This is a genomic window from Ruminococcus sp. RTP21359st1_H3_RTP21359_211015, assembly GCF_040909065.1.
Lineage (GTDB): Bacteria > Bacillota > Clostridia > Oscillospirales > Ruminococcaceae > Hominimerdicola > Hominimerdicola aceti.
Genome location: NZ_JBDGDD010000023.1, coordinates 1 through 22,698, shown reverse-complemented (window position 1 = coordinate 22,698; position 22,698 = coordinate 1). Strand labels below are relative to the sequence as shown.

At 38.5% G+C, this 22,698-nt stretch carries 21 protein-coding genes and 1 pseudogene; 3 read left to right on the top strand and 19 right to left on the bottom strand.

Features of this window, described 5'->3' with window-relative positions:
* Positions 1 to 314 precede the first annotated feature (314 nt).
* On the bottom strand, positions 315 to 1,658 hold the full coding sequence (locus AB5Z01_RS10160; RefSeq protein ID WP_117923217.1) for a hypothetical protein: 1,344 nt from the start codon (positions 1,656 to 1,658) through the stop codon (positions 315 to 317).
* Between the two features lie 147 nt (positions 1,659 to 1,805).
* A complete protein-coding gene (locus AB5Z01_RS10155; protein WP_195221334.1) occupies positions 1,806 to 3,983 on the bottom strand; it encodes a transglutaminase domain-containing protein in 2,178 nt (725 codons plus the stop codon).
* A gap of 587 nt (positions 3,984 to 4,570) precedes the next feature.
* Between AB5Z01_RS10155 and AB5Z01_RS10150 the strand changes: the two genes are divergently transcribed.
* The gene (locus AB5Z01_RS10150) at positions 4,571 to 6,484 is read left to right on the top strand and encodes a cellulase family glycosylhydrolase (protein WP_368365514.1); all 1,914 of its coding nucleotides are present in this window, start codon (positions 4,571 to 4,573) and stop codon (positions 6,482 to 6,484) included.
* Between the two features lie 319 nt (positions 6,485 to 6,803).
* On the opposite strand, the gene AB5Z01_RS10145 is transcribed toward AB5Z01_RS10150, so the two are convergent.
* A complete protein-coding gene (locus tag AB5Z01_RS10145) occupies positions 6,804 to 8,132 on the bottom strand; it encodes an NYN domain-containing protein (protein ID WP_287214961.1) in 1,329 nt (442 codons plus the stop codon).
* Between the two features lie 31 nt (positions 8,133 to 8,163).
* Positions 8,164 to 8,292 carry a hypothetical protein gene (locus AB5Z01_RS10140; RefSeq protein ID WP_022287748.1) on the bottom strand — a complete coding sequence of 43 codons (129 nt, stop codon included), beginning with the start codon at positions 8,290 to 8,292 and terminating at the stop codon, positions 8,164 to 8,166.
* Positions 8,293 to 8,474: 182 nt separating this feature from the next.
* Here AB5Z01_RS10140 and AB5Z01_RS10135 point away from each other — a divergent pair, with 182 nt between their 5' ends.
* Complete coding sequence (locus AB5Z01_RS10135; RefSeq protein ID WP_117734071.1) at positions 8,475 to 8,885, top strand: hypothetical protein; 411 nt, start codon at positions 8,475 to 8,477, stop codon at positions 8,883 to 8,885.
* A gap of 130 nt (positions 8,886 to 9,015) precedes the next feature.
* Here the strand turns inward: AB5Z01_RS10135 and AB5Z01_RS10130 are convergent, their stop codons facing one another.
* The 7 genes from AB5Z01_RS10130 to AB5Z01_RS10100 form a co-directional block, all read right to left on the bottom strand.
* Entirely contained in the window at positions 9,016 to 9,441 is a 426-nt protein-coding gene (locus AB5Z01_RS10130) for a hypothetical protein (protein ID WP_287214958.1), read from the bottom strand.
* A 15-nt stretch (positions 9,442 to 9,456) separates the two neighbouring features.
* Complete coding sequence (locus tag AB5Z01_RS10125; RefSeq protein ID WP_022286815.1) at positions 9,457 to 10,938, bottom strand: impB/MucB/SamB family protein; 1,482 nt, start codon at positions 10,936 to 10,938, stop codon at positions 9,457 to 9,459.
* A gap of 190 nt (positions 10,939 to 11,128) precedes the next feature.
* Positions 11,129 to 11,815, bottom strand: a complete 687-nt coding sequence (locus tag AB5Z01_RS10120) for a metallophosphoesterase (RefSeq protein ID WP_118159247.1) — start codon at positions 11,813 to 11,815, stop codon at positions 11,129 to 11,131.
* Positions 11,816 to 12,032: 217 nt separating this feature from the next.
* The gene (locus AB5Z01_RS10115; protein WP_368365513.1) at positions 12,033 to 12,809 is read right to left on the bottom strand and encodes a hypothetical protein; all 777 of its coding nucleotides are present in this window, start codon (positions 12,807 to 12,809) and stop codon (positions 12,033 to 12,035) included.
* An 813-nt stretch (positions 12,810 to 13,622) separates the two neighbouring features.
* Entirely contained in the window at positions 13,623 to 14,456 is an 834-nt protein-coding gene (locus AB5Z01_RS10110) for a hypothetical protein (RefSeq protein ID WP_287214953.1), read from the bottom strand.
* A gap of 381 nt (positions 14,457 to 14,837) precedes the next feature.
* Positions 14,838 to 15,071 carry a hypothetical protein gene (locus tag AB5Z01_RS10105; RefSeq protein WP_195221327.1) on the bottom strand — a complete coding sequence of 78 codons (234 nt, stop codon included), beginning with the start codon at positions 15,069 to 15,071 and terminating at the stop codon, positions 14,838 to 14,840.
* A 1-nt stretch (position 15,072) separates the two neighbouring features.
* Entirely contained in the window at positions 15,073 to 15,318 is a 246-nt protein-coding gene (locus AB5Z01_RS10100) for a hypothetical protein (protein ID WP_195221326.1), read from the bottom strand.
* Between the two features lie 1,681 nt (positions 15,319 to 16,999).
* On the opposite strand from AB5Z01_RS10100, the gene AB5Z01_RS10095 reads away from it, so the two are divergent.
* Complete coding sequence (locus AB5Z01_RS10095) at positions 17,000 to 18,094, top strand: site-specific integrase (RefSeq protein ID WP_195221325.1); 1,095 nt, start codon at positions 17,000 to 17,002, stop codon at positions 18,092 to 18,094.
* A 4-nt stretch (positions 18,095 to 18,098) separates the two neighbouring features.
* Here the strand turns inward: AB5Z01_RS10095 and AB5Z01_RS10090 are convergent, their stop codons facing one another.
* From AB5Z01_RS10090 to AB5Z01_RS10055, 8 genes and pseudogenes are all read right to left on the bottom strand, one after another.
* Positions 18,099 to 18,389, bottom strand: a complete 291-nt coding sequence (locus tag AB5Z01_RS10090) for a polymorphic toxin-type HINT domain-containing protein (RefSeq protein ID WP_272125347.1) — start codon at positions 18,387 to 18,389, stop codon at positions 18,099 to 18,101.
* Between the two features lie 86 nt (positions 18,390 to 18,475).
* Positions 18,476 to 18,967, bottom strand: a complete 492-nt coding sequence (locus AB5Z01_RS10085) for a hypothetical protein (RefSeq protein ID WP_195221324.1) — start codon at positions 18,965 to 18,967, stop codon at positions 18,476 to 18,478.
* A gap of 10 nt (positions 18,968 to 18,977) precedes the next feature.
* Positions 18,978 to 19,550 carry a polymorphic toxin-type HINT domain-containing protein gene (locus AB5Z01_RS10080; RefSeq protein WP_332008625.1) on the bottom strand — a complete coding sequence of 191 codons (573 nt, stop codon included), beginning with the start codon at positions 19,548 to 19,550 and terminating at the stop codon, positions 18,978 to 18,980.
* Positions 19,551 to 19,689: 139 nt separating this feature from the next.
* Complete coding sequence (locus AB5Z01_RS10075; RefSeq protein WP_368365512.1) at positions 19,690 to 20,154, bottom strand: hypothetical protein; 465 nt, start codon at positions 20,152 to 20,154, stop codon at positions 19,690 to 19,692.
* 11 nt (positions 20,155 to 20,165) lie between these two features.
* Complete coding sequence (locus AB5Z01_RS10070; protein ID WP_243271445.1) at positions 20,166 to 20,477, bottom strand: hypothetical protein; 312 nt, start codon at positions 20,475 to 20,477, stop codon at positions 20,166 to 20,168.
* A 33-nt stretch (positions 20,478 to 20,510) separates the two neighbouring features.
* A pseudogene (locus AB5Z01_RS10065) lies at positions 20,511 to 20,603 on the bottom strand (polymorphic toxin-type HINT domain-containing protein); the annotation flags it as partial.
* Between the two features lie 84 nt (positions 20,604 to 20,687).
* On the bottom strand, positions 20,688 to 21,032 hold the full coding sequence (locus AB5Z01_RS10060; RefSeq protein WP_038670967.1) for a hypothetical protein: 345 nt from the start codon (positions 21,030 to 21,032) through the stop codon (positions 20,688 to 20,690).
* Positions 21,033 to 21,037: 5 nt separating this feature from the next.
* Positions 21,038 to 22,372, bottom strand: a complete 1,335-nt coding sequence (locus tag AB5Z01_RS10055; protein ID WP_368365519.1) for a polymorphic toxin-type HINT domain-containing protein — start codon at positions 22,370 to 22,372, stop codon at positions 21,038 to 21,040.
* Positions 22,373 to 22,698: the final 326 nt, after the last annotated feature.

The window sequence follows — 22,698 nt, the reverse complement described above, 5'->3', positions numbered from 1 at the left end:
ATCTGACATTATGACAGCCGCCATAGTGTCCACCATTGCTCACTCAACTGTTTTAGTATCATAGCTCATCGTCTGCACAAGCACTTTTGCTGAGTTTTTCTATTATTCTCATTTTCATTGTTTAACAAGCATCTCTAATTAACAGCATGAATATTTATAATAATTATCTATGATTCTTAACAAAAAGTCAATAATATTTGCACAAACGGCAAAAAAGTTGCACAAGCGGTAGGTGATTTGGTGTACGGAAAGCAAAGCCTCCCACAGAAACAATTCCGTGGGAGGCTTGTTTATTATATCAAATACTTATTATCTCACTCATCGTCCTCTCCCACAGCCGAAAGCTTTTTATATCGGCGGTGTTCGATTATCTGCTGTTTGTGCTGTTCAAAATACTCGTCATATCTGTTTCTGCCAAACTTTGCTATCAGCTTATGATTATAATTCATAAGTTTGGCTGTAAATTCATCACTATCAGCGTAATACAAATTAAGAAAATCATTATGATCATATCTTTGACCCTTTCGGTCAAAGTCAAGCAAGTCAAGAAGCATAGCGGCATTAAAATCTATTTTCAGATCTTTATGGCTAAGGTTTTCTGCCTTTTCATCACCCACCATATAAACATGGTACAATTCCGGTTCAGCAATAAATCTGTATTCATAACCGCCCTCTTTGTTCTTTAATGAAGCGGTGATAATTGCTTTTTTACTCTTGATATCATTATTGAAAAGACCCTTTATACGGCTGAGCAAACGATATGTTTCATAAAACTTCTTCTCTTTTATATCTCCACGAAGAATGTTTTCCTCAGAATCCTCCTTGCTGAAAGACTTATTCCCAGCTTCGCTTTCAAACAATGCCTTTGCCGCAACAGCGTTCCAATAATTTTTCACATATACGCCCTGACCATTGTCCTGATCCTGTTCTACTCTGAAATATCCGCCCTCAGGATAAATAGAAAAGGTCGTTTTGTCAAGCTTTTGCGAGAGGCTGTGCCTTTTTGCATCGGCGGCAGCACCACGGACGCTGACAATAATAACATTTCCAACTATTCTTATAATGCCTATGGCAAGATTGGCGGCTATCACAAAAGGCAGGATAAAGCCCCATGTAACAGCAAAGGTCGCACGCAGGGCAATAAGGATTATCCACAAAGGTCCCCATATGGTCATACCTAGATCGACCTCATATTCCTCACGGGTCATCTCATCTTCAAGGAGGACAACTTTTGAAAAGTTATTATACACAGAACCAAACACATTGAAGCCCTTTCGCCCTATCCTGAACGGAAAGCCTGCCGCAAATATCCAGCAAAGCACGCCTGAGATAAGTGCAGTGAGCCAATAATATTCAAAATATTTTGCCTGCTTGAAGCTTATTTGCCTGTTCAGAATTTTATTCACAGGCTTTTGCAACGGAGTCACTTTACTAAAGATATTTTTCAGGCTGTTGTCAATATCAGTATACGAAGCCTTTTCACCGTCTTTGACAACGCCAAAGGCACTTCCCACAGTGACGGTTTGCTTTGAGTTTTCAGCTATATACTTATCATATCTGTCATCGTTTCCTGCGATCTTAGGTATAGCAAAGGTCACAATGACAAGTGCGACCACAAGTATCACAAACTGCATCAGGGCTGTAACAATGTTTTTCATTTTCCATATGTTCCTTTCAAATATGATCTTCTAAATACATTATAATATATTGGAAGGGATTTGGCAAGAAGTATCATAAGAATTTTTCGCCATTATAAAACAAACAAAATGCTCTGCGGAATCACACTCTCCGCAGAGCATTTTGTTTTAGTATAGCTTTCCGTTTTTCTTGTAACCGCCGTCAGCCTCAGAATATTTAAGGCACATAAACTGCCACTTGTAATTCCATTGTGGGCTGTCATAGACCTTTTCTCCGACTTCCAGCAGATAAGTCACTCCGTCTATCTTTATCTCGCCCCAGAAGTGCTGTCCTCCGCCCTGGCGGTTGCCCATAACAAGGTTTGCGTCATAGCCGAGATAAACCATCATTTCCACCAGTGCGCCATTGTAATCAGAACATTGACCTTCTTTGTAAACAAAGATATTCTTGCTATGCGAGCCTGTCGGTATCCTGCCATATTTCAAATTCTTTCTTATCCAGTCCGCAGTATATTCGATCTTCTTTGCCGCCGACCAATCTTTCTTGAAATGCTTTGAGGCAAAGTTTTTAAGTATCTTCTTCTCCTCTGCTGTAAGAGTGTGCGTCGAGGTCTTTGTTTTCTTGCCCTGAACGTTGTAGATCTTATAAGTGCTGTGGCTCTTCTTTGTTGCCGCATTAAGTCTTGAAACAGTGTTTATCTTGCATTGGATACCCGTCCAGCTACTGTAAACCACCTTTCCGTTTATGGTCTTATAAGCCCTCATTTTGAAGTGATAATTCTTTGAACCTGAAAGATTTGATTTTGTATAAGAGGTTGTGCTGTTCTTTGTTATCTTCTTGAGCTGAACATAATCGTTATAGCAATCCTTTGGCATACTATAGTAATCGTTATGTGGGATAGTCCACTCATCGCCCTTGCACCAGTATATCTGATATCCATCAGCCTTTGTGTTCTTCTTCCAGCTTATTGTGACTTTCTTATTATAAGCCTTTACCGTCATTTTCGGAGTGGATAACTTTGTGTTGCCTTTTACTGTTATATAAGGGCCAGTCTTAGAGTTGTATTCAAGCTTTACGGCATAAGTATAACTCGTTGCCTCTGAAAGCTTCTTGTCAGTATAGCTTGTGGAACTCGTGACCGTCAGACGCTTGTAGGTCTTTTTCTTTGGATCATAGCGATAAACCCTGTATTTGCAATTGCCGATCTTGTTCCAGCTAAGCTTTACAGAAGTGGTAGAGTCAGCGGTAGCCTTAAATCCCTTTGGCTTTCCAAGGACGATCTTGAATGTTGTCGAAACAGGGTACCTGCTTTCGTAGTTTCCGCCAAGAGTAACAACAGCGGTCGCTGTGCCTACATTTGTGTTATTGTAATATGTTACAGTATAGTCAGAACTCTTGATCATATTTCCATCCGCCTTGACAAAAAGGCTCGGTCTGACAGCTTTGCCAGTATAATCCACATCAGCTATCTTTAGTATCTCGACCTCAGAAACAGCTTTCGGGCTGATAGTGAAAGGCACTGTCACATATCCTGTATAGCCGTTCATGCCTTCTATGGTCATATAGCCTGTTCCGGCATTCACATTGTTTGTATATGATACATTATAATCAATGCCACATCTTAGCACCACATCACTAACTGTAACAACAGGTGCAGGAGTCTGAGCATAGCCCGTGTAGGTGCAGCTAGTATCCACAGAAATATTCTCGCTGGATATTTCAGCCTCTACAACGTTATACTCAAAGGAATCGGTTCCATTAAAGTTGCCGATACCTTTAATATAAGCATAATGCCAGCCAAGCTCGCCACAGTCGTCCTCATATTCGATCTCATAGTCAACGCCCTCAGCAAGCACAATATCATTGTATGTAACAATAGGTTTTGGCTGAACAGGGTTACCGGCACAGTAGCTCTGCTCATACTCGCAGTCAATATTCGCACGGTAAATATCAGTTGGCACGATATTGAAATTCTTTGTAAAGCTTCCTGTGTAATTACCTATACCGGTGAAAGTAGCCGTTGCAGTACCTACGTTTATGTTGTTCTCATAAGTAACAACATAGTCCTCGTTCTCAGTGAGCTGGTAATAGTTGTTGCTGTCCATAAGAGAATAGCCATAAAGCGTCTTTTCCGTGCCGTCATACGTCTGATCGCCTTCATACCAACTGCTATACATATCCTCAGTCAACTGAATGGCTTCATCGTTCTCCGACGTATAAAGACCGACTTCCTCTCCGCCAGCAGGAATTTGCTCCTCTGCCTCAGCTCCAAAGCATACCACTGCACTTTGCAGTGCAAGACACACTGCCACTGCCGTCGTAAGCGTCCGCTTAAATAACTTCATATTATTTTTTCCTTTCCACTATAATTTCTCACATATTACTAATTTTATCACAAAGGTGTGACAATGTCAAGATAAAATACAACAAATAGAAAGCCTCATGACATTCAGTTAGATCGTGAAGTGGAGGATGTAAAATACGGTGATACCACACAAGAATAAGGAGGTCTGATTATGATCTCTGAATTTGTACGAGAACAAAAAAAGATATATTCCGACGGCTTGATAGAATCAATATAAAGGAAATTTTATATCTGTATATATGCTCAACGCAGCGTATATACAGATTTTTGTTTCAAAAAGATTCTTAATTTTCTGAAATTTAAAAGCAGAGTTTTGTGTACATACAACATATTATACTGTATATGTGATAAAAATTAGTCATATTGTTCAATTAATCTACGAAAAATTGTGCTAAAATACGAAAATTATTTGTGTAAACGTTTTACTTAAATATTTAAGTTGACTTATTTTACTTTTAATAATATAATGTTTTACGTTGACAGAGTTAAGGCAGCAACGCACGAGGATAATACAATGCTGCCTTAGAATACCGGTATAAAAAAATAATTGTATAAGAGGAGCTTTTTATGGTACAGAACAAAACTTTTTCTGCAAAGGCATTACAGACTTTTGTTGCTGTAATGTTTGCCGTAATAACCTGCTTCGGTTTTATGACAACACCGACCGCAGATGCGGCATCAGGATTTTATGTAAACGGTACTAGTATCTATGACGCTAGCGGAAACAAGTTCGTTATGCGTGGCGTGAACATTGCTCATGCATGGTACACAGAGAAGACTGAAACTTCTATCAAGGGCGCTGCAAACAACGGCGCAAATACCGTAAGAGTCGTACTTGCAAACGGCTCAAAGTACACAAAAACAAGCGCACAGGAAGTAAAGAACATCATCAGCTGGTGCAAGTCAAACAAGCTGATATGCATTCTCGAAGTACATGATGCAACAGGCAGCGACAGCACTTATGATCTTAACAAGTGCGTTGACTACTGGAAGGAAATGAAGAGCGTTCTCAGCGGTACTGAGAAATATGTTATCGTAAACATCGCAAATGAGTGGTGCGGCACATGGAACGGAAGCGCATGGGCTGACGGCTACAAGTCTGCTATCCGATCTGTAAGAAACGCAGGCATTACAAATATGCTTATGGTAGACTGCGCAGGCTGGGGACAGTATCCTGACAGCATCAAGGATTACGGTAAGTCTGTTTTCAACGCAGACTCACAGAAGAACACCGTATTCTCCATTCATATGTATGAATACGCAGGCGGAAACGCGTCAACTGTAAGAAACAACATTGATAACGCACTCAACATCGGTGTGCCTGTTGTTATCGGCGAGTTCGGCGGTCAGCACACAAACGGCGACGTTGATGAGGCTACTATCATGAGCTACTGCACAAGCAAGGGCGTAGGCTATCTTGGCTGGTCATGGAAGGGCAACAACTCTGACATGAGCTACCTCGACATCGCAAACTCATGGGACGGCTCAAGCCTTTCTTCATGGGGAAATACACTTATAAACGGCTCAAACGGAATTAAGGCAACTTCTAAGACCTGCTCAGTTTACAGCGGTTCAGGAAGCTCTTCCGGCGGTTCTTCTTCAGGAACTTCAACAGATTCCAACGGCGGAGTTCTCGGACTTGACGGAACATATTACATCAAGAGCGCACTCAGCGGCAAGTATCTTGACGTATACAAGGCAAAGGCTGACAACGGCACAAACGTTCAGCAGTACAGAGGCACAGGCGGAAACAATCAGAAATTCAAGCTTGTAAGCGACGAAAACGGCTATTACACTATTTACACAGGTGCATCAAATTACAAAAGCTGTCTTGACGTATACAACTGGAGCAGGGACAATGGTGCTAACATCAACCAGTGGCAGTATCACGGCGGTGACTGTCAGAAATTCCAGCTTGTAAAGATCGGCGACGCTTATGCTATCAAGACAAAGATCTCAGACTGCTACTCATGCCTTGACGTTTACGAACAGAACACAGCTGACGGAGCAAACATTAACCAGTGGAGCTACTGGGGCGGAAAGTGCCAGCTTTGGTATCTTGAATCAACATCAGGTTCTTCCTCATCTTCTTCAAGCAGTTCAGAAAGCAATTACAAATCGATTTTCTGGGGTTCTTCAACTGCTTCAGCATGGGGTCAGGCTGCTTCAGCAATGACTTCAAAGAATGGCGGAAGCTTCAACGCATATGACATTCAGTCAAACGGCTACTTCTACGTTGAATACTCAGGAACACAGAATCAGGTAGAATTTGTCCTTCAGAGCTGGTCAGGCGGAGCAGAGTGGGCAAAGGTTTCACCAAGCGAAACAGGCACAGCAAACGGACACTACTACGCAAAGTATTCTTACAACAACTGCAAGTCAGCATTCGGCACTTCCGATTTCGGCGGAAAGCTGGATCAGATCCATGCAGGTGCAGCAAACGGCACAGTAACGATCTACTCTGTATGCTACTGCTGGTGATCTAAGATTTTTTCAGACTTCATACTGTTTCACAGCGGTATGAAGTCTTTTTTATGCAAAAAAATTTTAACTGTACCTTTGGTTTTCTTCCTTCAAAAAACAAAAAATCAGAGCCTACTGTTATTTATGAGTTGCCTATACGGATCGTTCGCTTTAAAATATCAGATGACAGCTATGAAGTAATTGCTACAAATTTATCTGAAGATCTTTTTTCTTCTGATGACCTTAAATACACCGTGTGGCTTAGATATTTTCACGCAATTTTATTTCTTGATTTTATTAGCTTAATGATATTGATAGAAAGCCATGCGAATTTTTCTTAGATTGTTTGGATCTCTATCACGAATTTTCCTTCGGAGTTCACCTTCAGACGCAATGTCTTGACATATCTATTGCAAAAGTTCTCCATTTCTTTCATGGTAGCGGTCACTTTTGTGGCTTCATATATCTTGTGAGTAAGCTCCAGAGGGTTCTCTCCAATGAGTGAGGGCAAATGCTTTTCAAGCTCTGCAAAGAGTACGGCACGTTTCAACTCCTCCGTGCCTGCGGTGCAGAAATCATCAATGGCACAATAATAGATGCCGTGCTGTGCGAGGGCGTTTTTGATCGCCGTTCCACACTTCTCGTATTCGTACATAACGAGAAACTTTGCTTTCGGCAGGCTCTCGATAAGTCCCCAAAAGTCCGAATCACTTGACACAATAATAAAAGATGTTATCCCGTCACGGTAGAAGTCCGTGACTACGCTTGCGGTCATTCGCACATCGACCAGTGACTTTCTGTCTGTCACTCGGTCGATTTCTATATGTTCAACTGGTATCTGCGTGAATTTAGAGAGCCAATCCCAGCCTGCGGTAGTGTTCGGATCGTCATATAGCGTGATCTTCTCGATCTTAGCAAGCTCCTCCTGATTCAAGCCTTTCAGAACACTATAAAGCTTGTATGGATCAGAGTTCTCACAATCGACAGCTATAGCTGTTTTCTCGGTGCTGTCAATAAAATTATAGATATTGTTTCGTGTTTCATCATCTGCGTCCCGATATTTCGTATAATCGGTGAAGCTGTCATTATGCTGACCGTAGATGATCTTCAAAAACTTACGGTCGGAATAGATGATGCTCCCGACTTCGGCAGGTTGCCAGTGAATATACATCTGAAATGGGTAATGTTCGATATTCGCCATATATTTATTGAACTCGGCTTTCATTACACCGTTCTTATTATATTTCGGGACAAAGAACAGATCTCTGATATACTCCCAATTCAGCCAATCGTAGAATAGTTGAGAGCATTTGTCGATATTTTCATTGATGAGTCTTGTAAACTCCTGCATATACTTCTCTGAACGGCAATTCGCTTGGATAATGGTAAATCCCCATTTTTCAAGCTGTTTGATATTATCCTTATCGTACCATTCTATGTTATGCAAATTTTTGAGCTGAAACCGCATAAGATCATCGGTCTTTTTGAACTTCTGCATCAGTACGGTTCGCAGCTTACATAAATATCGTATGGTAGTAGCGTCTTTGTCGGCTTGGAGCTTCTCGATAAGTTCGGAACATTCACCGTAACTCACGGTCAGAGCTGACATTCGGACGCCTATCATATAGGCTATAGTAGTAACTACCTCTTTTGTATCAACGGTCAAGTAAAACCCTCCTATTCATTTAATATGATCTTCAATTGCCGTCATTATCCTGTTGAGCCGATTTTATCATGGTCTTGCTGATAGAGATTTCTGCGCTCTCCACCCGTTTGATTTTCTTGTATAATACACAGTTTACTAATTCTTCGTTTTTGTTATCCATTGCGATTCACCTCCGCTCTGCTCTATATCCTGATTATAGCACAACTGGCGGTATATTGCAACGCTATTTGTTTGCAAAAGGTTTACAGATTGACTTTTTCGGGGCGGTTTGGTATAATAAAGATAAATGAGAAAGTGATATAGCTTTCTCTGCTAAATCGGAATTTAGAGGAGTTGTGGCTTATGAATTTAAAAATGATACGTTTATCCAAACCAAATCCGGATAACCTGTTTTCTAACTATGAAAATCAATTAGAACCGCAGTATTTTTTCACATCCTCGGTTTCAAAGACCTTATTTGAAAATAGCCAAAGAACTTTATTGCAGATTTCTGAAGATGAAATACGGGATTATATCAACAATGATGATCTGTGTAATGATGAAGAGGGAATGTTCCCGAAACGATCGGTGCTTACAGGTGAGTGGTATATTAGGTCAGTATCATTTGAAGATGATATTCTTTCGATTGAAACAGCACTGCTTGGAACTGATCTTGGATATCCAGACGATTATTTGGGATTAGAATTGATATTTATTTATGATGATGAATCGAAAGAATTTGCTTTTGACGGGATAAACAGTTCTGCACTGTAAATTCTCATTTAGCTTAGTAACTGAATATACCCAAACACGGATAACCGTCCTCATCAGACGGCTATCCGTTTATTATTCCGCATTTTCACAAAAAAAGAATGCAAAAACATTACGGCAAATAAGGTTTATTCTACTGTATTTTCCCTCTCTCCTCCACAAACTCCACCAAACACATATCCTCCACAGCTATCCTAGTCTTGTCCATAAAAACAAGCTCATTAGTATAGCTGTCATAAATTCTCACTATGCCTGTCTTGGTCTGATAACTGCCACCACTTTTTCTCTTATCGGGAACAAAATATGTCACCCTTATCTCAGGGCGTTCATCAAGCATATCAAGCAGGCGGTTGAGATCGTCATTGAGCTTGTTTACCTCGTCCTCGGTCAGCTCCTCCCTGATTTCGGTGTATCTTGCGGTTTCATCAACAGCAGCGTCATAGCCTGTCAAAGCTGCAAAAGGGCTGAACTGCACCGCCCTGTCCGATATAGACATTTGCGGATGATCGTCATAGTGCGGACGTGAAAACTGCTTTATGTCATAATAATTGTCATACATTGTAAGTTCCACCTTTCATGCCTTGTGACCGCCTATACTGCGGTTGCGCTCTCTTGCCGTAGCTCCCTCGGTATAGTTCGTGCCTTTCAAAATGGCATTTTTTCCATATTTGTGCTTTATCAAGAGCATTGCTTCCTGCAATGCCCTTTCTTTTTCTTCTGCGTTGTTATCAGCATTTGCCGCTTCCGCCATATCAAACAAGCTTATCTGCTCATAGCTCTCAACTTCGGGAATATCCTCTTCTCTTATGACATTACAGGCGGTCAGATTAAGCCGTCTTGCAAGCAAAGTCTTGTCGATAATTCTGTCAAAAAGAGCCATGGTTGCGTCTATTATTTTTCTGGTCGAGGAAGTGTGCCTGCCTAGATTTTGAGTGCCATGGGCGTGCTTTGGTATCTTCCTGCCATAGTGGTCGCAAACCACCTCGCCCGTATAGTGACCGTCCGCCAAGCTTTCTTTATCATACCCCACAGTGAGAACGATCTGATTTGTTACAACGCCCTTATCCACAAGGTCAAGGGACAGCATATCAGCCATTTCCCACAGAATAAGCCTTGTGCGCTCATAATTACACGGCTCTTGCAAGACCTGCCCAGAGGAAATGCTGTTGTTTGAGGGGCGGTATGACTTCACGTCAGGTATGGCGGTAGGCTCGATACCCCATGCGTGGTCGATAAGAAGCTCGGTATTTTTGCCGAAAACCTTGTAAAGCTTCCCTATAAGATAATGGTCCAGCGACCAGCGTGAGATATCCCCCATGGTGTAAATACCAAGCTTTTCAAGGCGGCTCGCTGTGCCTGCGCCCACACGCCAAAAGTCCGTGATAGGGGTATGCCCCCACAGCGTTTCTTTGTAAAGCTGTTCGTTCAGCTCTGCGATACGGACGCCGTTTTTATCCGCAGGGATATGCTTTGCCACAATATCCATTGCCACCTTACACAGATACATATTCGTTCCAACGCCTGCTGTGGCGGTTATACCTGTAGTTTTCAGCACGTCCAAAATGAGCATTTGTGCAAAGCCACGTCCGTCAACGTTATAAAGCCCGAGATAGCCCGTTGCGTCAATAAAGACCTCGTCGATAGAATAGGCGAAAATATCCTCCGGTGACACATATTTCAGATAAATACCGTATATTTTTGCACTCACAGCCAAATATTTCGCCATTTGCGGAGTTGCCACGATATAATCAAGCTCGCAGGCAGGGTCGGATAGCTCCGAATAGATATAGCTTTTCTTTGCAAACTGTCTTTTAGGAGCTTTCTGCAAACGCTCCTTATTGACCTGCTCCACACGCTGAATGACCTCAAAAAGCCTTGCCCTGCCTGAAATACCAAAGCTTTTCAGTGACGGTGACACTGCAAGACATATAGTTTTCTCCGTTCGGCTCTCATCAGCCACCACAAGGTTTGTATTCAATGGGTCAAGCTGCCTTTCCACGCACTCCACCGAAGCATAAAAAGATTTCAGGTCTATTGCAACATAGGTCTTTTCCATAGCATCACCGCCTTTTTCCTTTATGTATAATAGTATACCACGAAACTTTCTGTTTTACAATAGAAAATCGAACAAAAGTTCTGAATTTTTAATTAACTCTTTTCATGGCAGTTGACAAAGTAAAAAACGTCCCCGAGGGAAACTTGGGGACGTTAGTGTTATATTGGGTTTTAAGACGGCATACAATAGTCTACCAAGCTTCACTGTCATAAGGCTCAATAGGAACATTGTAATTCTCTGTTACCTTATAATACTTATCAGTGTCAGTGTCTACCATAAGAACATTTATATCTCCTGTGCTGAGCACATCTCCGTCAATGTAGTAGTGACTCGCTCCGTCATAGTAGATATCGTTAAATCTGCGATCGCCTGAAATCGTGTTGGTATGGACATGCCCTGCCACCACCTTTTTATCAAGTCCGTGTATCTTGCCAAGCCGGTGAGGATACTGCTCTGTAAAAATATAATCCTCGGTGCAGTATTCCCAAGCATTGCCCGAATCCTCGTCAATGCCAGCGTGGACAAAGATAGTGTTGCCCTCAACATGATATCTCGGCAGACGTTCAAACCAATATCTATACGAGTCATCAGAGTCATCATATTCGCCGCTGCCTAGCATTTCATTGACCGAAGAAAAACCGCTCATCACCATTTCCTCGTGGTTGCCAAGAAGCGCCACCACCTTCCTATGACCATATATGTTCTGCAAGCCCATTATCTTTTTAAGCACAGCTATATTGTCCTCACCGCCGTGGATATAATCTCCCAGAAAGATAAGCTTTGTGTCAGGCTCGTCAAGGTGGTCAATGACAAGCTCCAAAGCGTCGCAAAGTGCTGAATAACAGCCATGGATATCACTCATGCAGTATATTTTCATGCTTTTCTCCTTTTGTATCATTAGTTTGGTCGTATTTAGCTATCAGTTTTTCCATGTCCTCAGATCTTGTTTTGACCTTACGCATAACTAGGTCGAGCATTTTTTCAGGTTTTCAAGCTTATCTTTTATATTTTCCTTTTCTGCCATAGTTTGCCCTCCTATAACAATTATCTCTATAATTATATTGTATCACAGGGAATATATCCCTGTCAATCAGCTACGCCACACGAATTATAGTATTTGAAATTATCTTGAAAAAAATATCTCCTTTCTCACTTGTTCCAGGGGTGATACTGTTATAAACAAAGGCTGAAACACAGCCGTCTATGCCGTCGCCTTTCATATCAAGGCACTCACGCTCGGCTTTCCAATCGTTTTTGTACGGACTAACATAAAGCACTGCATTGCCACCTATGATAGCATATGGATAACACTTATCCTCACGATACTTCTGAAACTCATCAAACGCCGCCAGAGCCTCTGCTTCCGCTTTTGTGAGCTTCTTTCTGTTTATTCTTCCACTCCCCATTCTGTCTGTCATAAATTTCATGCGCTTTTTGCTTTCTTCCACAAGCTCTTTTTTAGTTGCAAGGACTAGCTTATCATCGCATGAGTACTGCTCCTCGCCCTGCCATATCATAGCCTTTTTGTCATATGTAAAATCTATTGGCAGGACAAAGAACACCAGATTTTTACCTCTGTATGCAAATCTGTCTATCTCAGCTATAGCCCTTTTTCTTGTAGGATAAACGCCCCCGCACATACACAATCTATCATACTTTCTGCCGTCCGTCCTGTTGTATGCCTCTACTCTCCACTTTCTTGCGTCAGCGTCACAGTACATAGAATAATAATCATATATCACCGTCTTTTTGCCCTCCTCGATCATGATGACCTGTGTACCATTTCTTTGCTCGTCAAATGGCGGAATGTTATCTGACAATGCCAATCTCTCAATTACCTCTGTGTTAAAAATCTTTGTGTTCTTTTTCATAGCCTTACCTCCGTATCAACTCTGTCTTGACCTTATGTGCTTATTATAGCACCTTTAAGGTTCTGTTTACTGTTCCAAAATGGTCTGCGGTGTGTTTTTTGATTTTATTCCCTTTTCAAGCTTCTGTATATATTATAGCACCCACTTAGTACAGTTTACCGAACCAATTCGGCACAATTATGATATATTCTTTTTTTCTTATATTTTTTTGCGAGATATTTGATAGTGTATTTCTCATACAATAAACTTTTCTGCACCCTGTTTTTGCTACAGAAAAATGATATAATAAAAAACCGACAAGAAGAGAGGATCAGTTATGATGATGAGAAGAGACGTTGTTGCAGGATAGAAAAAATAGTTTGCCAAAATTAATATGACATTTGAATTTTTGAAGCCACGTATTTCAGTGTTGATAATCGAGACTTGATAATTCAGCTTGAGATTAAATGTACTGAAATTGCAAGAAAATGTGATTTATGAAAAGAGGTAAAGCGCAGTGCCAAACATATGGTACAAAAACAAAGAAACCGATACTATTTGGTAGAAAGATGACCCTACAGTTATCGGAGTATGGATATTCAGCTTTGACAAAACCACTGAATTTAATATGTTCCATGATTATCCTTATAAATTAACAAAAGAGCAGAAACAGATTTTTGATAAAGAAAATCCCGAATGGACGGATTTCTTTAAGGATAGAAAATAACAGATACAAGGTATTCATTTTGTAATTAGATAAATCTCTGATATCCAACATAATAAAAAAGCCCACAGACTCGATCACATTGATCGCATCTGTGGGCTTTTGAAATTTTACCACACATCATATATCTTAGCCTTTTCCTCGTTGTAATCATCAGGAAGCGTTCCAATATCCCAGCCGGAGTTGGTAGTTTCTATGTAAAGATAATGGCTTCCATTGTAATCATAGTATGTACCGGGGGCATCGTCTGTCGCCTTTACTCCTATTGCAACGTGTTCAGGAAGCTCAATAAAAATGCAGCCATAGCCAAGCTCTTTGAGCAAAGCTCCCAAAAGTATGGACGAGTCCTCACAATCACCGCACTGGTCATAAAGCGTTTCCAGAGGATATTTTGGAAAATCAGTATATCCCGTTGAGGTCATGTCGTCAACATACTCTATGCTCTGCACGAAATTTGCAGTTTCTCTTATAGTCTCAGATTCGCCATAACCGCATTGGTCGCAAAGGCTTTTTATTTCGTCTGCAAGCTGTTTTACGAGCTTATGATTATTGTCGTCACTTACATAGTTATGATAATCTTTCACATATGAGTATCTCAAAAGACTATGATAATATTCATACATATCATCCTGAATATTCATTGATATTTCAAAGGTATATCGTTTGTCATAGCTCGTCCAGTTAAAAGTCCTTTTCGACCATGTGGGGTCTGCAGGCTGAACATAGTCAGGCTTTCGGTCGTCACGAGGCTCATATCCGTCCTCATCAGTGACTATGGGTGTTTGCTGAGTAACTGTGGTAGTGGTCTGCTGTGTTGTTGTGGTGTATGTGTCGTATGTATTCAATCCCGGTCTTTTCTCTGGATACAGAAATTCATCAATTGTATTGCTAAATGCAAAATATACGCCCACTGCCACACAAATAGAGATAAGTAATTTCTTCATATATTCGTCCTGTTTTTAGTTGGTTTACGACTTTTGTCATATGTACATTATACTACAAGACGGTATAAAATACAATACTATTAGATATACTTTACGAATTTGTTCTTATTTTTGCTATGGTTTGATATTTTGCTAAATAGTTGAAATTTGTGAGGCGGTGGATTTCATTCTCACCTTTCGTGAATTTCTGTTATATTCATAGCATCTGACCTAACGGAACATTTTTTGTGACAATGAAGATCTATGCCATTGTCGATAGAGTCCTTTATGGCTAGTTTGTGTATGAAAAAAGCACCCGTTAAGGTGCTTAGTTCCGATGTTTGGGTATAAAAATACCGCCCGACCTTAGTCAAGCGGTAAAATTATTTATGCCGTTTCTCTTTATGCGATAAAGAGTTCCGAACCTGTTTCGATATCGCAAGCTTTCAACAGCTCAGTTGTACTTTTTGCAATATCTGACGGGTCATTGTATCTTGTCATTGCTACTGAAACGACTTCATATGTCCTGCCACTCTTATCGTACAACTTCGTACCATTTTTGAGCATTTCACACTTGCCGTCCAAAGTAACAGACAACATATCGCTGATTTTAAATACATCAAGAACTTTAAACATATCAGTCGCCTCCTTTTTCATTATATGCCTTTAATTCACTTTCATACTGTTGCAAAGCAATTTTTGTTTGTTCGACCTCAGCTTCTGTCAACTTATAAGCCTTGTTGTTTCGTAAAAGCTTTTTCTGTGCCTTGATCTCGCAATTAAGTCTTGAAACATAACTTCCGTCATTTTCTCCGTTGCGATATTGTGTTGCGTGGATAAGTTCTTCAAAAACACTGGCTCTGCCTGGATTTTGTTTAAGCAATATGGTCTTGTCATTGTAAGTAATAGCCTCAGCATTCTTACTTTTCAGGTAAGCGTCTGTTTCTTCGGCATAGGCTCAATATAGCCTGCTCTGGTTTTTCTATACATTGCTTCACTTCCTGCATTCATTATACCATATTTTTCGTTTTTGTCAACACCACCGCCATAATACAGTATACAGATTTCTGGAATATAACAAAAAGAGAATTAATTAAAAAGACACAAAAAAGTGATATTTGAAGATAGCCAAGAATTCTTGCAAAATCTTTTTGACATAGCAAAAAAAGAAAGCATATATATTTCCCAGAAAAAGATACAAGCAGCACCACGACAGATCACCATAACACTGTTTATAATTATAAATAAAATTGTATTACTTGATATATTTGTTCAACTTATAAGATAAGAAAATAAATGACATATTATATATTCAAAATAAAGAAGATATATCGTTTTAACGCAAATAATAGTTGTTTATTTTCTTTATCACGTTTGCCCTAAAAAAGCAATAGCCCAAGAAGTTTTAAAGATAATGCATTATAAAACAACAAGTTTTCATTTATATAAACATAAAGCTGTAATACGTAAGCAAATAAATAATAAATAAGGATAAGTGGCTCAGTTTTTTATTGACAAAGCACCTATAATTAGCTACAATATAAAAAAAGATGTAATTGACTTATATGTTATATCTATCTCTTTTCTTATACTGCTCATAATAAAATAGAATAATAAGTTACTCGGTATCTTTACTTATTCAAGCTTATAACAAAGATACTATCAATAGTGAAATTCACTGTCTTTCTTATTATATAATGAGTGTTCAACTTAGATAGTTGATATTTTCCGCCAATCAGTTTATACATTATATCCAAATACGTTTGCTATTACTTGTCAAAAATGCATAAACTTCAAATATAATTTTATTTTATTGATAAAATGCATTGACTTTTGAATAAAAATATGATAAAATTGAGTTGTTAAAAGAAGTATAAGTTTAGTGTATCTAAGTCATTTAGATGCTCTTTTTTTGTATCAAAAAATAGAGAGCTCACATTCGTAAAAAAAGAATGTGGGCTCTCTTTTTGCTTTTTTGTCGTGTTTACGAAATATGACAAAAAATTCACCTCAGCAATTCCAACAGGAAACATTTGTTGAAGTAAATTTAAACAATAAAAAATCTGAACATGCTCATGATCCATATTGTGGCATGTCAGCTCAACAAAAGTATTTTACGTTAAAAAAAACAATATCTTTAATTTGAAATAATTCATGCTATACTATTTGCTATTGATTTACGTAATATGAAATTGACAAGCTCAACGATACTAACAAGGAAATACTTGTTTAAAAAGTCCAACATTGCATTCCTGATTTTCGGAAACGCAAAAAAACAGTTTTGTAAAAAAATATAATACTCCCAAAATGGTTCCACTAATTGTTTTTTAGATCAATTAGTCTACCTGACCAGTAGCGCGAGGTTCGGCGTAAGAGAGCCACTAACACTATAAAGGTGTCCACTGAGTATGTCTTTCGAAAGACATACGTCTTCATTTGGTGGTCGGTCTATAATCCGATTCACTGGCCTTTGGTGCTGCTAAATAACACCTTTATACTGTTAGTATCAACCGCACTTGCCCCCACCAACACACAAATTAAGAACCATAAAAAGGAGTATTTCGATGAGCAAGTTTAAAATTGTAAATAGAATTATCGACGGTAAAAATGTAGAAGTAGAAATTGGTAACAACACGTTGCAGTATGTCTTAACAAATAGGCTAACTGGAATGCGCTCATTCGGTCAAAAGAAACACCGATTCAAGGTTTTAAAAAAGAGAAAGAAAGCTAAGGCTGTTAAGAGTCTAAAAAACAAAGGCTTTAAAGATGAAGAAATCAAAGAAATCTTGAAAGGAATAAACACTTTTAAATGGAAGATATTCTCTGAAGGCACTTTCAATCGATATCTCGGTGTATTAAAACAATTTTGCAAATATCTTAAAGAAAAGTTTCAGACAAGTCACCTAACAATGTTCGAGGCTGAAAAATATATACAGGAGTACATTGATGTACGAGAAGCAAGGGGGTTATCAGCTGATACTCTCAACACTGATCTTTCTGCACTTTGTAAAGTTTTCAGAAGAAGGACAATTGAATTTAGACACCCTCCTCGCCATGGGGTTCATTTAAAGAATGATCCGACAAAATACAATACTGAAACGGGTGAAACAACCCGTGATGTTGCATTAACCACAGGTTTAAGACGCCGCGAGCTCGGCCACTTAAAAGTCGATGATATAAAATTCATTGACTTTGAAACTGTTCACATATTCAGTGTGGGTAAGGGCGGTAAGCATAATCGCACAGTATTGAAAGGAATTATCGCAGTGGCAAAGCTAAAAGAATATATTAGTCGTGCAGAGAAAATGAATAATGATTTCTTGTTGACAAAGGCAGAAGCACGCGTTCCAGATGGGCTCCACTATTGCAGGGCAATGTGCGCTCAGAATACATACTATGCCGTTTTGCGGGAAATGGAAAATGATCCTGCAAAGCGTGCAGAATACATTCAGAAAATCAAGGATGAGTTTAAACGCTGCGGTAGAAAACTCAAAGAGAATCTCGACAAACCTTATCGACCTCGAGGATATAACAGAGAAGCAGCATTATCAATCGGCAAGCCAGTTGTCTACGATCGAGTAGCAGCAATGTATGTGAGCTTGTTCATACTCCACCACTTCCGCACAGATACTACTATCTTGCATTATTTGGTGAAATAACATCTTATATATGCAAAAAGCAAAGCCTGTTCATTATGGGCTTTGCTTTTTTTGTATTTAAACGTGCTAAAGTCCAACCAAGTTTATCAACATAGAAAGGGTGTGTCGGCGTAGCAGAAATTGTTTCGCCATTTACACCAATATGGACAAGTTCGTCAGTTTCATTGATATAGGTTTCGGTTACTGTTTTAACAGCTACTTCACCCGTCAACTCGTTCTCCGAAAGAACCCTATCGCCGACTTCGATTTCTTCAATCGGTTCTTGTCCGTCCTCAGTAGTTACAAGTGTACCTATGAGATTTAGAACAGCAATTATAAAATTGCTGTTCCAAATCTTATCAAACTACGGTATCATTCTATAAACTTCCGCCCATTAGAATTTCATTTAAGTATATATTCACTATTATAAAGCAGATCAACAAGTTCATCACTAATATACATTTTTTGTGAATACCCACTTACTTTTTGATACGGAACATTTTTCTTTATCCACCTAACAAGTTTATTATACTCCTTATTGATAAAGGTTCTGTCAGCATTTTTATCATAAAAATCATATGACGTCAACCAAAGCCTTCCACACCTAATAGATTTATCAGAATGCTTAATATGTGGAATCCAATACTCAATTACAGGATTATACGATTTGTCGATACGAAATTTATTTATATCTTTTATTTGCTTCAATTTTATTTTCCCAAACAAACTCGTATATAAGCAAACACTATATTCATTATTTATGTTTTCTTTTTCAAGTTTGTATAAAATATCAAAAGAACTATCAGGTAAAAATACATATCCTTCAGCATCTAAAAAATTAATAAAGTCTTGTTTGATTTTATCGTCCATATAAAAATTAATTTGTTTTCCCATAACAATCACCTTAATACATATATATTATTGGTTCAATATCACTATTATATGGAATGAAATAAATGGGTGCACCATTATATTGAGAAGAGTTCATTATATCCTCTATGGCTTTTGATTCCCTTGACACAGGCAACCCATTTTTGTTCACCTTTCCAACCTGGTATATAGCAACTATCTCATCACCATCATATTCAACAACATCAGCAAATCGTTTGCTTTTATATCCATTATGCCCATTACTTGGTGTAAACATATCTTCTGTTTTTATTGTGTTGCCACGGCTATCAATTGAATTCTTAATCTCATATGTTTTTTCTCTATGAGCTTCTCCTCCATTCCTACCATTAGGATTTGGGCAATCATTATGCACCAGCACCCCACACTCGCCCACAAAGTAAGTATGAAAATCCTCAACCTCAAAGTTATAAACCTTGATAGGTGATTCAAGAATTTCGTGCTGAACCCATTCAACTGTTACAAGTTCACCATTTGAAAGTACAAGTATATCGCCTGCACGAAGTGAACGTGCTAAAGTCCAACCAAGTTTATCAACATAGAATGGAGGATTTGGTGTAGCTGAAATCTTTTCTTAAATGATATGGACATGAATTAGTTTTTTCGGTTTATTTTTCATATCATTTGTCTTTTTGCTATGTTGAATGAAAGACTGTACTTTTCAGCTCATTATGTAGTAATTATAAACTCTAATACTTAAGTCCGATTTAATTAATTTTTCCTATGGTGATATTTCCTGAATGGTAAAATTCAATTACTTCTTTATAATCCATAGATAGTAACCATGTATTAAATGAAACAGCTAATACATCATCAACATTTTTTAATATTTCACAAAAATTGCATGATATACATGGGATATTATTTTTATCCCATAATATATAATACTTTGAAAATTTGTTAATATAAGCATTTAACTCTGAAACATTAGATATTTTTATTGACCTTCCTTTGAAATTCTCCCAATCTATACTTCCTGAAGATAAAATTGGATAGAAATTTTCAAACTTAGAAAATATCTCTTTTGATTCATTAAGTGAAAAAATTGTACATTTATTTAATACATTTTTACATTCTTGGAATAGAACATCACTTTCAAATTCCAAAGACATCAACCTTTTTTTATTTCGTTGTTTTAATAATTCATATTTTCTTTTTAATTCATCATTCATTTAACCAACCTTTAGTTCCATAAAGCTATAATAGATTTGTACTCATCGTAAGATATATCAATTGGAATTACTTTCTTGATTGCTTTCATGCCTTTACCATTAGAAAAATCCTCTATATTATAGTGAACTCCTATTTTTTCATCATAATCCAACCTCCATCTGACTTTCCCATCAAGAGATTGCGTTCCAATTTGCTTTCCATATCCATAGCTTTTCTCTAATCGTCCAATATATGGTTTTGCACCATTCGTGAATGTTCCTGTTTTATCCAGTTCATTTACCAGCGTGTTTCGTGCAGATTCATGTGTTTTCTCTTGATCCAAGAATATTTCTCCTGAATCAGAAGTCTTGCACATATTATGAACCAGAACACGGTTTTCACCCACAAAATAAGTATGGAACTCCTCAACTTCAAAGTTATAAACCTTGATAGGTGATTCAAGAATTTCGTGCTAATTATGGCATTTCTCACCAAAGCCCCAATTTCTCAAAAGTTTAACCCCACCTAGCCATTAATCACAACTAGTATTCATTCAAAAAACATGAACTTTATTAAGCGTGATGCTTTTTAATAATCTACCATAAAACTCTGCATAACATTCCATAGATAAATCACTTTGCTCATTATCATACCAAAAATCGATTGTAGCGTAAATGTTAAATCCATCGAAATCTCCCAAAACTAATGTATCAAAAAAATCATTAATGTTTTCACAGCATGTGATTTTTCCTGGATATTGATTTATTTCATAAAGAATCTCCTCAACTTCACACGCTATTTTACATGTTTTTTTCAGTTCGTCCCAATTCTGTTCCACTATTAGTCTTTGAATTAGATACATTTTTTCAATAAGTGTTCGTATTTGATATCCATGCATATTTTTCATCTCCTATTTTTCGGAATACTTGTAATAGTAGTGAAATCCCAACCCAACTCACCAACAAAATATTTATCAGCGTAATTAATTGCTTGAAAAGCTTCTTCTTTAGTTTTTCCTGCTTTTCTTAGTGAAATATATGCAACTTTTCTCTCATCACCATAAGTACCTCCATAATTATTATGACTTTGGAATTGGGTTGCTTTGTAGTGCTCTGTTCCCATCCTCGTCGAAGGTCCCTCTAAAGAAATAGCTGGAGCGTTACTACTGCTATATCCAGGCATATCTTTTACAGAAGCATTTTGAATAATATGGTGGGATTCTTTTCCTTCCTCGCCCCGTAATTCTTTATATTTTCCTGTATTACAATCATTATGTACCAGCACTCCACACTCACCAACAAAGTAAGTATGGAAATCCTCAACCTCAAAGTTATAAACCTTGATAGGTGATTCAAGAATTTCGTGCTGAACCCATTCAACTGTTACAAGTTCACCATTTGAAAGTACAAGTACATCGCCTGCACGAAGTGAACGTGCTAAAGTCCAACCAAGTTTATCAACATAGAATAGGTGACTAGGTGTTGCAGAAATAGTTTCACCGTTTACACCAATATGAACAAGCTCGTCTGTCTCATTGACATAAGTTTCAGTAACCGTTTTAACTGCTACTTCACCTGTAGTCTCGTCCTCCGAAAGAACCCTATCGCCGACTTCGATTTCTTCAATTGGTTCTTGTCCGTCCTCAGTAGTCACAAGTGTACCAGCAACAAAGCAATACGAAGTGCCAAAGTCCTTTGCAGAACCCCACATTGACGTTCCTGTCATTGCAACTTTAAATAAGTCGCCCTTTATCTCTTCCCATGTGAAACTTGCATCTCCACTTATGTATTTATCAGCCGTTTTTCCCAATTCATATGAGCCGATCATAAGATTTCCTGCTGATCCTGTTTTATGGAATGCAGTTACAAGTTTACATGACTTTCCTGTTTTCGCAAACACGCCTAATGCGTCGCCCGCTCCTGGCAATGCTGACACAAGGCTGCAAGCTGCGTTGTAATAATCTCCCTCTTTGGCATACCAAGCAGCGTTGATTCCGTCAAATACAAATCCAATACCCGGAAGCATTCCAAGCAGATCAAGAATATCATGCCCCGTAATTCCGTCAAGCCAGTTAAGGAACGGACTAAGTCCAAATGGGTCATTAAGGCTTATCGGGTTGCCGTTGACATATGCGTATCTGTTCAAAGTCGGGGTATTGACGATTGAACCCGTCATTACGTCCTGATTGATAAAACGCTTGATCTCGGGGTTGTAATACCTTGCCCTCATGTAGTACAGACCGTTATCGTCTGTGGATACTCCTATTCACCGGTTAAATACGGATTTATTCTGGATGTATTTCTGTACGATTAATTTTCGAATTAAAACTCGTACAGAAATATCCGAAAAAACAAATTAATGATCTATTAGACATTATACAAATATATAATTGTTATTAGTTCGTGAATTTTTGTATCACCTCAACTTTTATGTTATCAAAGCAATAAACACTATTCTCACAAAATTGCTTATAAACCCTTAACCAATAATTATACTTAGGATAGCTCCCGTCTTGCTTTGGCAACAGTTCTTGAATAACTTCTATATTTTCTGCTCTATAAAGC